10 protein-coding genes are annotated in these 12,805 nt (G+C 73.6%); 4 read left to right on the top strand and 6 right to left on the bottom strand.

Annotation, left to right across the window (positions count from 1 at the left end; translation table 11 throughout):
• Positions 1–60 precede the first annotated feature (60 nt).
• From ACZ4M3_RS00865 to ACZ4M3_RS00845, 5 genes are all read right to left on the bottom strand, one after another.
• Complete coding sequence (locus ACZ4M3_RS00865) at positions 61–603, bottom strand: GNAT family N-acetyltransferase (RefSeq protein WP_467728922.1); 543 nt, start codon at positions 601–603, stop codon at positions 61–63.
• A 51-nt stretch (positions 604–654) separates the two neighbouring features.
• On the bottom strand, positions 655–2,649 hold the full coding sequence (locus ACZ4M3_RS00860) for a S9 family peptidase (protein WP_467728920.1): 1,995 nt from the start codon (positions 2,647–2,649) through the stop codon (positions 655–657).
• Between the two features lie 13 nt (positions 2,650–2,662).
• On the bottom strand, positions 2,663–4,009 hold the full coding sequence (locus tag ACZ4M3_RS00855; RefSeq protein WP_467728918.1) for a M20/M25/M40 family metallo-hydrolase: 1,347 nt from the start codon (positions 4,007–4,009) through the stop codon (positions 2,663–2,665).
• 10 nt (positions 4,010–4,019) lie between these two features.
• Entirely contained in the window at positions 4,020–4,853 is an 834-nt protein-coding gene (locus tag ACZ4M3_RS00850; RefSeq protein ID WP_467728916.1) for a M55 family metallopeptidase, read from the bottom strand.
• Between the two features lie 157 nt (positions 4,854–5,010).
• Positions 5,011–5,454, bottom strand: coding sequence for an SRPBCC family protein (locus tag ACZ4M3_RS00845; protein ID WP_467728914.1), 444 nt, complete (start codon positions 5,452–5,454; stop codon positions 5,011–5,013).
• A 203-nt stretch (positions 5,455–5,657) separates the two neighbouring features.
• Here ACZ4M3_RS00845 and ACZ4M3_RS00840 point away from each other — a divergent pair, with 203 nt between their 5' ends.
• The gene (locus ACZ4M3_RS00840) at positions 5,658–7,325 is read left to right on the top strand and encodes an alpha/beta hydrolase (RefSeq protein ID WP_467728912.1); all 1,668 of its coding nucleotides are present in this window, start codon (positions 5,658–5,660) and stop codon (positions 7,323–7,325) included.
• A 19-nt stretch (positions 7,326–7,344) separates the two neighbouring features.
• Here ACZ4M3_RS00840 and ACZ4M3_RS00835 read toward each other — a convergent pair whose 3' ends face one another.
• On the bottom strand, positions 7,345–7,917 hold the full coding sequence (locus ACZ4M3_RS00835; protein WP_467728910.1) for a HEAT repeat domain-containing protein: 573 nt from the start codon (positions 7,915–7,917) through the stop codon (positions 7,345–7,347).
• Between the two features lie 326 nt (positions 7,918–8,243).
• On the opposite strand from ACZ4M3_RS00835, the gene ACZ4M3_RS00830 reads away from it, so the two are divergent.
• From ACZ4M3_RS00830 to ccrA, 3 genes are all read left to right on the top strand, one after another.
• Complete coding sequence (locus tag ACZ4M3_RS00830; RefSeq protein ID WP_467728908.1) at positions 8,244–10,046, top strand: 3-hydroxyacyl-CoA dehydrogenase family protein; 1,803 nt, start codon at positions 8,244–8,246, stop codon at positions 10,044–10,046.
• Positions 10,047–10,242: 196 nt separating this feature from the next.
• On the top strand, positions 10,243–11,055 hold the full coding sequence (locus ACZ4M3_RS00825; RefSeq protein WP_467728906.1) for a TetR family transcriptional regulator: 813 nt from the start codon (positions 10,243–10,245) through the stop codon (positions 11,053–11,055).
• Positions 11,056–11,437: 382 nt separating this feature from the next.
• Positions 11,438–12,775: a crotonyl-CoA carboxylase/reductase gene (ccrA, locus tag ACZ4M3_RS00820; RefSeq protein ID WP_467728905.1), complete on the top strand. Its 1,338-nt coding sequence runs from the start codon at positions 11,438–11,440 to the stop codon at positions 12,773–12,775.
• Positions 12,776–12,805: the final 30 nt, after the last annotated feature.

Here is a 12,805-nt window from a genome sequence, read left to right as displayed (position 1 = left end):
CCGGCCGGTGCACAGGGGTTCCGCGGATCACCACCGGTCAGGATTACGCAAAGCGGTGGCCTACGGTGCGGTCAGCGCCCAGCGCTCGTGGTCCCGCCAGGCGCCGTCGACGTGCAGGAAGGCGGGGGAGAAACCCTCCAGCCGGAAGCCGGGCCGGCGTACGAGCGCGATCGAGGCGGTGTTGCCGGGCTGGATGTTGGCCTCGAGCCGGTGCAGGCCGAGGCCGTTCGCCCCGGCCGGGGCGAAGGCGTGGGCCAGGACGAGGCCGAGCGCCTCGCCGAGCAGTCCGCGGCCCGCCGCGTGCGCGAAGGCCCCGTAGCCTAGGGCGCCGCACTGGAACCCGCCGCGGACGATGTTGTTGATGTTGACGAACCCGGCCGGCGCGCCGGTGGCGCGTTCGCAGACGAGGAAACCGGCGTGCCCGTCACCGGTGAGGCGGGCCGCGTAGGGCTCGTAGGCCTCGACCGTGTCGGGCGGGAACAGCCAGGGCCGGTGCAGGTCCCGGCTCTCCTGCACCCGGGTGGTGAACTCGGGCCCGTCGGCGGCGCGGTAGCCGCGGATCCCGACGCGGGGCCCCTCGCGGAGGTAGTGGAGACCGGCCATCGGCCCAGCCTACGGTGGCGGGTGGGGCCGCGCCCCGTGCCGCCGTCGGTCTCAGGGTTCCAGGGGCAGGTTCGGCAGGTCCGCCCGCTCGATCCCGAACACCTGCACGTAGAGGGCGAGTTCGGCCTCCAGGGCGCGGACCATGGTGTCCGCGCGCCGGAAGCCGTGGCCCTCGCCCGCGAAGGTGAGGTAGGCGTGCGGCACCGAGCCGCCCCGCAGCGCGGCGAGGAAGCGCTCCGCCTGGGCGGGCGGACAGACCGGGTCGTCGAGGCCCTGGAGCAGCACGAAGGGGGCGGTGATCCGGTCGGCGCGGGCCACCGGGGAGCGTTCGCGGCAGCGCACGCCCAGGGTCTGCGGCGGCCCGGCCAGGCCGTCGACGTAGTGGGACTCCAGGTCGTGGGTCTCCGCCGCGAAGCCCCTCAGGTCCAGCACGGGGTAGCTGATCGCCGCGCAGGCGTACAGGTCGTTCGCGGCCAGGGAGGCCGCCGCGGTCCAGCCGCCCGCGCTGGCGCCGCGGATCGCGAGCCGGTCCGGGTCGGCGGTGCCCTCGGCGGCCAGCGCCCGGGCCACGGCCGCGCAGTCCTCCACGTCGACCACGCCCCACTGCTCGCGCAGCCGCTCGCGGTAGGCGCGTCCGTAGCCGGAGGAGCCGCCGTAGTTCACCTCGACCACGCCGATGCCCCGCGAGGTGAAGTAGGCGATGTGCAGGTCGAGTACGGGCGGCACGTGGTCGGTCGGGCCGCCGTGTGCCCACACCGCGTACGGGGGCAGCTCGTCGGCGGGCGCCGGGCGGTCGGGGTGGTGCGGCGGGTAGACGTGGGCGTGGATCTCCCGGCCGCCCGGGCCGGGGAACGTGCGGCTCTGCGGTTCCGGGTAGTACGCCGGGTCCACGGGATCGGCGGCCCGGGCGCCGATGACCCGGGCGTGGCCGGAGGCGGTGTCCAGCTCGACCACCTCGTACCCGCTGCGCGGGCTGGCGGCGACCCCGTACACCCGCGTGCCGTGGACCGCGAGGGTGGGCCGCCAGTCCGTCCACGGCCCGGCCGCGTCGACCAGGTCCGCGGTGTCGGGATCGAGCACGCCGAGCACCGAGGAGCCCCGGCCGTGCAGGACGGCGATCAGCCGGTCCGGGAGCGGGGCGAGCCAGGCCAGGCCGGGCTTCCACAGCGGGCCGCCGAACTCCTCCTCGCGCGGACAGAGGTTGACGGCCTCGCCGGTGTCCGGGTCGACGCGGTACGGGTTCCACCAGCCGCCGCGGTCGCTCACCGCGAGGAGGGTCCCGTCGGCGGCCCACTCCACCTGGGCGACGGCCTCGTCGGGTCCGCCGAGCACGGTGCGGGCCCGCGCGAGGCCGTCGTCCGTGAGGTCGGCCAGCAGCAGTTCGGTGCCGTCCCAGGGCATCCTCGGGTGGTCCCACACCAGCCGGGCCGCGAGCCGCCCGTCCGGGGAGATCCGCGGTCCGGTGGTGAACCGGTGCCGGTCGTCGGTCAGTTCCCGTACCAGCGACCGGTCGGCGGCGGCCGACCCGTCCAGCGGTACGGCGGCCACCACGCGGCGCACGTCGGTGGGCGCCGGCCCGGTGAACTCCTCCATCACGCACCAGACTTCGCCGCCGCGCAGCACCGGATCGGCCCAGCGCAGCCCGCCGTGGCCCGCCGGCGGCGAGCCGGGCGGGGTGAGCGGCCGGGGCGCGGGGCCGCCGGGTGCGTCGGGCTCGTACGCGTACATTCGCTGGTCGGCGTGGTGGACGAACACCACCAGCGGCCCGCCGGTGGCGCGTTCGGTACCGGCCCAAGGGCGGCCCCCGTACTCGGTGAGCCGGCTGCGGACGTCCCAGGGCGCGTCCAGCACCGACCGCTCGGGGCCTGCGCCGGCGGGCCTGCGGACCAGGGTGCGGCGGCCGCCCTCGGCCGGGCGGGGTTCGGTCCACCACACCTCCGGGCCGACGGTGCCCAGGTACTCGGGCCGCCCGTCGAGCGAGGCGGCCAGCGCGGCGTCGATGGGCGAGGGCCAGCTCCCGTAGGGCCCGGCCGGGAGTGCCGTCATCGCCCGGCCCCCGTCACAGGGTGCGCAGCGCGCGGTCGAGCACCCGGACCCCGAAGTGCAGGGCGTCCACCGGCACCCGCTCGTCCACGCCGTGGAAGAGGGACCAGTAGTCGTAGCCGGGCGGCAGCTTGAGCGGGGAGAAGCCGTAGCCGGTGATGCCGAGCCGGGAGAACTGCTTGGCGTCGGTGCCGCCCGCCATGCAGAACGGCACCACGTGCCCTTCGGGGTCGAAGTGCTCGACGCTCTCGCGCAGGATCCCGTACGTCCGGCCGGTGACGGGCGCTTCGAGTGCCACTTCCCGGTGGTGGAACTCCCAGTGCACGTCGGGGCCGGTGAGTTCGTCGAGGGTGGCGATGAACTCCTCCTCGCCGCCGGGCAGCATTCGTCCGTCGACGTAGGCGGTGGCGTGCTCCGGGATGACGTTCAGCTTGTAACCGGCGCTGAACATGGTCGGGTTGGCGCTGTTGCGCAGCGCGGCCTCGGCCAGGGCGGCGGCCGGGCCGAGCTTGCCGAGGAGCGCGTCGAGGTCGAAGCCGCGGGCGCGCGGGTTCACGGACAGGCCCTGGTGGGCGGCGAGTTCGGTGAGGCAGGCGGCGACGGTGCCGGTGAGCCGGACGGGCCATTCGTAGGCGCCGATCCGCGCGACGGCGGCGGCGAGGCGGGTGACGGCGTTGGCACGGTTGGGCTTGGAGCCGTGGCCGGCGGTGCCGTGCGCCGTCAGCTTCAGCCAGGCGGTGCCGCGCTCGCCGGCGGCGATCGGGTAGAGGGGGCGGCCCGGGCCGGTGTGCAGGGTGAAGGCGCCGGATTCGCTGATGCCCTCCGTGCAGCCCTCGAACAGGTGCGGGTGGTGGTCGGCGAGGAAACCCGAGCCGTCGACGGCGCTGTCCTCCTCGTCGGCGGTGAAGGCGAGCACGACGTCCCGGCGGGGCTTCGTGCCGGTCCGGGCCCAGCCCCGTACGACGGCCAGCACCATCGCGTCCATGTTCTTCATGTCGACGGCCCCGCGGCCCCAGACCACACCGTCGCGGATTTCCCCGGAGAAGGGGTCCAAGCTCCAGTCGGCGGCCTCGGCCGGGACCACGTCGAGGTGGCCGTGGACGAGGAGGGCCTCGGCGGACGGGTCGCTGCCCTCGATCCGGGCGACCACGTTGGTGCGCCCGGGCGTGCGCTCCAGCAGGACCGGCTCCAGCCCGGTGGCGGCGAGCCGCTCGGCGACGTACTCGGCGGCGGGCCGTTCCCGGCAGTCGCCGGCGCCGCGGTTGGTGGTGTCGATGCGGATGAGGCCGGAGGTGAACTCGACCGCTTCGTCGAGCGCCGCCCGGTCCACGCTGTCGTCCGTGGGGCCGGCGGTCGATCGCATGGGCTGCATGTCAGCCATACTGCTCCTCCACGGCCGCGGAGACGACCGTCGTGACCGCCTTGAAGGTGCGGATGCCCTCGTACATGGTCTCGCTGGTGTACGCGACCCGGCGCTCGCCGGAACGGGCGACGCCGGGGATCACGGTGGCGGCCGCCGGCAGGTGTGCGGCGTCGAACTCCACCTCGACGGTGTAGGGACCGTGCGCGTGCGGTTCGTGGCGGGCGGCCAGCCGGGTCGCCCGCCCGGCGGCGGTACGGATGTCGGCGGCGGTCCGGGCGGGGGTGCGGCACACCGCCGCGTAGCGCGAGACGTGGTCCTTGACGGCGACGCACTCCGCGGCGGGCGCGTAACCGGCGGCGTCGGCGCAGGTCAGGTCGTCACCGGTGACCAGGACGACGGGGACGCCGTACTCGGCGACGACGTGCGCGTTCAGCCGGCCCTCGCTCGCGGGGACGCCGTTGAGCCAGACGCCGGTGATGGTGTTGGCGAGGTAGGTGTGGGCGAGTACGCCCTCGGCGCCGGCGCCGGTGTGGTAGCCGACGAAGGCGATGCCGTCGACGTCGCCGTGCTGGACGCCCTCGACCATGGACAGGGACTTGTGCCGGCCGGTGAGCATCTCGGCGCGTTCGTCGAGTTGCTCCAGCAGCAGGTTGCGCATGGTCCAGTGGGCCTCGTTGACCAGCACCTCGTCGGCCCCGCCGTCGAAGAAGCCGAGGACGGCCGCGTTGACGTCGGAGGTGAACAGGGAGCGGCAGCGTTCCCACTGCGGGGTCCCGGGCAGTACGTCGGCGGGCCAGGTGACGCCGGTGGCGCCTTCCATGTCGGCGGAGATGAGGATCTTCATCGGGCCCCCGGTCGGTCGGGTCGCGGACGGTCCAGCCTAGGCCGTCTTCCCCCCGAAAGCCCGGGGCCACGCCCGGGGCCCGGGCGTACTCGCCGGTCTCCGGGAATTCCACCCGAACCGGTGAGCCGCCCGGTGGCCCTCGCGGCAACGGCCTTGCTCAGCCCTCGACTTCGGCCGCGAGGTTGGTGAGCACCGTGTCGTAGATGCGGCCCAGGCCCTTGGGGGCGAAGGTGCGCTCGAAGAAGCCGCCGATGCCTCCGGCGCCGTTCCACACGGTGGAGACGACGGCCCTGGACCGGCCCTCGCCGGCCGGCGTCACGGTCCAGGTGGTGACCATGGAGGAGTTGCGGTCCTTCTCCACGAGCTGCCCGTCGGTGGGCTCGCTGACCTCCAGCAGGCAGTCCCGTACGCGCTTGCTGGTGGCCTGGAGCTTCCAGTGGACCAGGGTGCCCTCGCCGTCGCCGCCCTCGCGCACCTCGTACTCGCTGAAGTGCTCGGGCAGCAGCTTGCCCCGGGTCCCGGTGTAGTCCGCAAGCGCGTCGAACACGGTCTCCGCGTCGGCCGCGATGATCCGCTCCGTGGTGGCCTCGACCTGCGCCATAGCTGTTCCTCCAGCAGTTGTGTCCGCTCGTCGCGGCAAGCCAACCACCTCGGGGGCGGGCGCCCAAATCGGGTCCGGCCGGCTCCGGGCGCCCCGTACGGCCCCTGAACGCTCATCAGATCGGGCCAATGGGCGGCGCAATCCGGGTTTCGGGGCGTGGTTTCCGGGACGATTCCGCCCAGAACCCTCGGCTGGGAGGCCCCATGCTCGACCCCCTGAACCCGCGCGGCTCCATGAAGGAGAGCGGACCGACGAACAGCAGCCCGACGGACGGCGGCCCGGCGACCGGTGGGCCCGGGCGGCGCGGCGCGCTCAGGAGCCGCGCCGCCGTGCTGCTCTCGGTCGCGACCGTCGCCGCCGCCCTGGCCACGCCGGTCACGGCCGCCCCGGCGGCCCCGGCGGCCCCGGCCGGCTCGGCTGCGGCGCCGCGCTGGACCGGCTGCGCGACCGCCCGCTACCCCTCGCTCCAGTGCGCCTCCCTCAAGGTCCCGCTCGACCACGACGACCCCGGCGGCCGGCAGATCACCCTGGCGCTGACCCGCGTCCCGCACACCGCGGCGAAGTCACAGGGCCCGCTGCTGGTCAACCCCGGCGGGCCGGGCGGCAGCGGCCGGGCGCTGGCCGGTTTCGTCGCCGCCGCCCTGCCCAAGGACGTGGCGGCCGCCTACGACGTGATCGGGTTCGACCCCCGGGGCGTGGGCAGGAGCGAGCCGGCCCTGGACTGCGCCGACGGGTACTTCGCCCCGGTGCGGCCGGACTCCGTCCCCACCGACGGGCGCGCCGAGCAGGCCAACCTGGACCGGGTCAAGTCCTTCGCCGAGTCCTGCCAGGCCAAGCACGCGGACGTGCTCCCGTACATCGACACCATCTCCGCCGCCCGCGACCTGGAGGTGCTGCGCACCGCCCTGGGCGCGGCGAAGCTCAGCTACTTCGGCTACTCGTACGGGACCTACCTGGGCGCGGTGTACGCCAAGCTCCACCCGGACCGGGTGCACCGCCTCGTCCTGGACTCCGTCGTCGACCCGGGCGGGGTCTGGTACGAGGACAACCTCGCCCAGGACCGGGCCTTCGACGCCCGCCACAAGGCGTTCACGGCGTGGGTGGCCCAGTACGACGAGAAGTACCGGCTCGGCGGCGACCCGGCCGAGGTCGAGCGGCGCTGGTACGAGATGCGCGAGGCGCTGCGGGAATCGCCTGCGGGCGGGAAGGTCGGCGCGTCCGAGCTGGAGGACACCTTCATGCCGGGCGGTTACTACAACGGCTACTGGCCCAACCTGGCCGAGGCGTTCTCCGCGTACTCCGTGGCCGGGGACGAGAAGCCGCTGGTCGCCGCGTACGAGCGGTTCGGCGCCGTGGAACCCGCGGCGGGCAACGGCTACAGCGTGTACACGGCGGTGCAGTGCCGGGACTCGGCGTGGCCGAAGGACTGGGGCACCTGGCGGGCCGACATGTGGCGCACGCACGCCGAGGCGCCCTTCATGACCTGGAACAACGCCTGGTACAACGCGCCGTGCGCGTTCTGGAAGACCGACCCGCTGGCCGCCCCGGACGTGACCACCACCGGGCTCTCCTCGGCGCTGCTGTTCCAGGCGACGGAGGACGCGGCGACGCCGTTCGGCGGTGCGCTGAGCATGCGGGAGAAGCTCAAGGGCGCGGCCCTGGTGGTCGAGGAGGGCGGCGGCAACCACGGGATCGCGCTGAGCGGCAACAAGTGCCTGGACGACAAGCTGGCGGCCTACCTGCGGACGGGCAGGGCGGCGGACGCCACCTGCCCGGCCCTGCCCGCCCCGACGCCGGCCGCGGCCACCCGCGCGCTCCCGCACTCGGCGGGCGGCGCGGCCCTGCACGGGCTGCTGGGCTTCCGGGGCTGACGCCGGCGGGGCCGGCCGGTCAGCTGCCCGCCCCCTCGGGGGCGGGCAGCGCGCGCAGGGACGCGGTGGCCGCCACCGCGAGGCGGGGGTGGGACTGGGCGCGGGTCAGCACCTCGCGGGCGCGCGGGTCGGCCAGGGCACCGAGGCCCTCCACGCAGGCCAGGGCCACGCGCCAGTACGGGTCGTGCGGCGCGAGGAGCCGGGAGAGGGTGCGGATCAGCGCGGGGGCCGACTCGGGTGCCCGCAGGGCGGTGAGCAGGCGGACCGGGTGCAGGGCGTAGGCGGTGCGGAGTTCGTTCGTCGCCAGGGCCGCCGCCGCGCGGGCGGTGCGCGGGTCGCCGAGCACGGCCAGCGCCTGGGCGGCGGCCTCGCAGCGGGGCGGGTCGCGGTGGTTGAGCAGCAGCACCAGCGCTTCGAAGGCCCGCCGGTCCCCCGCCATCCCCAGCCGGTACGCGGCCAGTTCGCGGGCCCACAGCGGCCGCCCGGGCGAAGTCAGCGCGGCCGCCAGCCCGTCGGGGCCGGCCGCCAGCAGCGCCTCGTACTCCGCCGACCCGACCGCTTCGCCGCGCAGGCGCTCCAGTACGTCGTTCACGCTGCCACCCTAGGGCCGCAGCGGTGTACGTCACACCCGTTCCCCGTTCCCGTGCTCTGGCCAACGGGTTACCGACGAGTTACGCTCCCCTCAACACGTACGGGACCGGCCTGGTGACGCAGCCGCCCCGTACCAGTCGGTCCGGTACCCCAGGTACCGCGCGTTCCGTACCGCAGGTCCGGGTACGGCGTTTCAGGTACGGCTCGGCCCCGGGACAGGGTCGGCCGTTCTCAGCCCTCCGGGCTTCTCCGTGCGCACCCCGGCCGCGTGCTGTGCGCCGCGCGCCGCGCCCTCAAGTCGTCACCCTCTTCCACTGGAGTCCCGCGATGGACCGTCCGTCCACGTCCAGTCAACCCACCCTCCAGACCGTCGCCGTCATCGGTCTCGGCACGATGGGCACCGGCATCGCCGAGGTCCTCGCCCGGGCCGGCCGCGAGGTCATCGGCATCGACGTCAGCGAAGCCGCCGCCCGCCGGGCCGGCGCCGCGCTCGCCGCCGCGACGGCCCGCTCCGTCGCCCGGCAGCGGCTCACCGAGGCCGAGCGCGACAGCGTGCTCGCCCGGTTCCGCACGTTCACCGAGCTGAGCGCCGCCGCCGACGCCGACCTCGTCATCGAGGTCGTCCCCGAGGACTACGCGCTCAAGCAGCGGCTCTTCCGCGAGCTCGACGCGATCGTCCGCCCGGACACCATCCTGGCCACCGGCACCAACGCCCTGTCGGTGACCCGGATGGCCGCCGAGTCCCAGCGCCCCGAGCGGGTCCTGGGCCTGCACTTCTTCAACCCGGCGCCGGCCATGAAGCTGGTCGAGGTCGTCTCCTGCGTGCTGACGGCCCCGCCCGCCGTCCAGGCGGTCACCGAACTGGCCCGCGAGCTCGGCAAGGAGCCGGTCGCGGTCGGCGACCGTCCCGGTTTCGTCGCGGACGGCCTGCTCTTCGGCTACCTGAACCAGGCCGCCGCCATGTACGAGTCGAAGTACGCCTCCCGCGAGGACATCGACGCGGCGATGCGGCTCGGCTGCGGCCTGCCGATGGGCCCGCTGGCGCTGCTGGACCTGATCGGCGTGGACACCGCCCGGACCGTCCTGGAGGCCATGTACGCCTCCTCCGGCGACCGGCTGCACGCCCCGGCCCTCATCCTCGGGCACCTCGCCGAGGCGGGCCTGACGGGACAGAAGGCGGGGCGCGGTTTCTACACCTACGAGGCGCCGGGCAGCCCGGTGATCGTGCGGGACCTACAGACCCCGCTGGACGGGGCGCTGCTGGGCGCGGGCCGCGCCGTCGCCTCGGTCGGCGTGGCCGGCTCCGGCACCATGGCGAGCGGTATCGCGCAGGTCTTCGCGCAGGCCGGCTACCCGGTGGTGCTGGCGGCCCGCAGCCAGGAGAAGGCGGAGGCCGCGAAGGCCGCGATCGGCAAGTCCTTGGGCCGTGCGGTGTCCAAGGGCCGGCTGACCGAGGACGGCGCGGCGAAGACCCTGGCGCTGATCACCCCGGCGGGCTCGCTGGACGCCTTCGCCGAGGTGGACCTGGCCGTGGAGGCCGTCGCCGAGGACCTGGCGGTCAAGCAGGAGCTGTTCGCGGGCCTGGACAAGGTCTGCAAGCCGGGCGCGGTGCTGGCCACCACCACCTCCTCGCTGCCGGTGATCGCCGTGGCGCGCGCGACCTCTCGTCCGCAGGACGTGATCGGCATGCACTTCTTCAACCCGGCGCCGGCCATGAAGCTGGTCGAGGTCGTGCGTACCGTCCTGACCTCGGACGACGTGCACGCCACGGTCCGCGAGGTCTGCGGCAAGGTCCGCAAGCACGCGGTCGACTGCGGGGACCGGGCCGGTTTCATCGTCAACGCGCTGCTGTTCCCGTACCTGAACAACGCGATCAAGATGGTCGAGCAGCACTACGCGGGCATCGACGACATCGACGCCGCGATGAAGCTGGGCGGCGGCTACCCGATGGGGCCCTTCGAGCTCCTCGACGTGGTCGGCCTGGACGTGTCCCTGGCCATCGAGAAGGTCCTCCACCAGGAGTTCCGCGACCCGGGCCTGGCGCCCTCGCCGCTGCTGGAGCACCTGGTCGCGGCGGGCTGCCTGGGCCGGAAGACCGGCCGCGGATTCCGTGAGTACGCCCGCCGGTGATCAGCCGCCCGGGCGCCCTGACGCCCGGGCCCGCGAGCCGGATGCGTGGGGAGGGCTCCTCGGGTCCGCCGGACCCTCACGGCGGACGAACCCTCCCGATGAGCACTGTGTGCCCAGTGCCGGTCCTCCCCCGCATCCACCCCTGTCCCACCCCCCTCAGGCGCGCTCTCCTGCGCGAATGAAGTACTTTCGCTCTATGTCCCAGCCCGCCAAGACCTCGCCCCGCGCCGCCACGGCCTCCGACGCCCCGGAGAGCGCGGCCGGCACCAAGGCGGCCGCTCAGCGGCTCAAGATGCGCCGCGAGCTGGCGGCTGCCGCCATGGAGCTGTTCGCGACGAAGGGGTACGAGGCCACGACGGTCGACGAGATCGCCGCGACCGCCGGGGTGGCCCGCCGGACCTTCTTCCGGCACTTCCGGTCCAAGGAAGAGGCGATCTTCCCGGACCACGACGACACCCTGACCCGCGCCGAGGCCGTCCTCGACGTGGCCCCGGCGCACGAGCACCCGCTCGACACGGTGTGCCGGGGGATCAAGGAAGTCATGAAGATGTACGCCGCCTCGCCCGCGGTGTCGGTGGAGCGCTACCGGCTGACCCGTGAGGTACCGGCGCTGCGGGAGCGGGAGATCGCCTCGGTGGCCCGGTACGAGCGGCTGTTCACCCGCTACCTGCTGGCCCACTTCGACGAGCAGGACCACAACGACGGCAACGACGACCCGCTGCTCGCGGAAGTCGCGGCCTCGGCCGTGGTCACGGCCCACAACCACGTGCTGCGGCGCTGGCTGCGCGCGGGCGGCCAGGGGGACGTGGAGGCGCAGCTGGACCACGCCTTCTCGATCGTGCGCAAGACCTTCGGCTCGGGGATCGGCGCGGGCCGCACCCTGACGGGTCCGCCGGCCGCCCCGGCGGCGGTGCGCACGGAGGGCGAGGTGCTGGTGGCGGTGGCCCGCACGGACGCGCCCCTCGACGAGGTCATGCGGACCATCGAAGAGGCGCTCAGGAACAAGTAGCGACTCCGGTCACACAGGGCCGCCTCCCGATCCGGGGGCGGCCCTTCCGTTTGTCCGGGTTGCCCCTACTCGCCGGTAACTCTGATCGATCATCGCTCATCTGCGCAGGTCAATAGGCAAATGAGAGAAAGTTTTGGCACGCGGTGCCTTGCTGAGTGACACGGGGTGCCATACGTTGAAGTGGTCCGGATGTCCCCGCGGTCCACGTCCACCCGGCACGGACCGCGCCCCGGATGCCTGCGTCACCAGGCCACGTACGCCCCACCACGGGCGTCGCCGCACCACCGCTTTCGCCGGACCGACGGCACCACACCACACCCGCACCACGCAGCCGCGTATCCCCTCAGCGCACCCTCATCAGCGCTTAGCCGGAGGCAACACCGTGAAGGACATCCTGGACGCGATCCAGTCGCAGGCCGCAACGGCCGCCGACTTCGCGGCCCTGCCGCTCCCCGACTCGTACCGCGCGATAACCGTGCACAAGGACGAGGCGGAGATGTTCGCCGGGCTCACCACGCGCGAGAAGGACCCGCGCAAGTCCCTGCACCTCGACCAGGTCCCGGTCCCCGAACTCGGCCCGGGCGAGGCCCTGGTGGCCGTGATGGCCTCCTCGGTCAACTACAACTCCGTGTGGACCTCGATCTTCGAGCCGGTCTCCACCTTCAGCTTCCTGGAGCGCTACGGGCGGCTGTCGGAGCTCACCAAGCGCCACGACCTGCCGTACCACGTCATCGGCTCCGACCTCGCGGGCGTCGTGCTGCGCACCGGCCCCGGCGTCAACGCCTGGCAGCCCGGCGACGAGGTCGTCGCGCACTGCCTGTCGGTCGAGCTGGAGTCCTCCGACGGCCACAACGACACGATGCTCGACCCCGAGCAGCGCATCTGGGGCTTCGAGACCAACTTCGGCGGCCTCGCGGAGATCGCCCTGGTCAAGTCGAACCAGCTGATGCCCAAGCCGGACCACCTCAGCTGGGAGGAGGCCGCCTCGCCCGGCCTGGTGAACTCCACCGCCTACCGCCAGCTGGTCTCCCGCAACGGCGCCGGCATGAAGCAGGGCGACAACGTCCTGATCTGGGGCGCGAGCGGCGGCCTCGGCTCGTACGCCACCCAGTTCGCCCTGGCCGGCGGCGCCAACCCGATCTGCGTCGTCTCCAGCCCGGAGAAGGCGGACATCTGCCGCGCCATGGGCGCCGAGGCGGTCATCGACCGCAACGCCGAGGGCTACAAGTTCTGGAAGGACGAGCGCACCCAGGACCCGAAGGAGTGGAAGCGCTTCGGCAAGCGCATCCGCGAGCTGACCGGCGGCGAGGACATCGACATCGTCTTCGAGCACCCGGGCCGCGAGACCTTCGGCGCGAGCGTCTACGTCACCCGCAAGGGCGGCACCATCACCACCTGCGCCTCCACCTCGGGCTACATGCACGAGTACGACAACCGCTACCTGTGGATGTCGCTCAAGCGGATCATCGGCTCGCACTTCGCCAACTACCGCGAGGCGTGGGAGGCCAACCGCCTGATCGCCAAGGGCAAGATCCACCCCACGCTGTCCAAGGTCTACTCCCTGGAGGACACCGGCCAGGCCGCCTACGACGTCCACCGCAACCTCCACCAGGGCAAGGTCGGCGTCCTCGCGCTGGCCCCCGAGGAGGGCCTGGGCGTGCGCGACCACGAGATGCGCGCCACGCACCTGGACGCCATCAACCGCTTCCGGAACATCTGAGACCGTTCGAGGGCCAAAGGGACAGCCTGA

The sequence above is a fragment of the Streptomyces sp. NPDC026522 genome (genome assembly GCF_055567555.1).
This window is presented reverse-complemented; position numbering and strand designations above follow the sequence as displayed.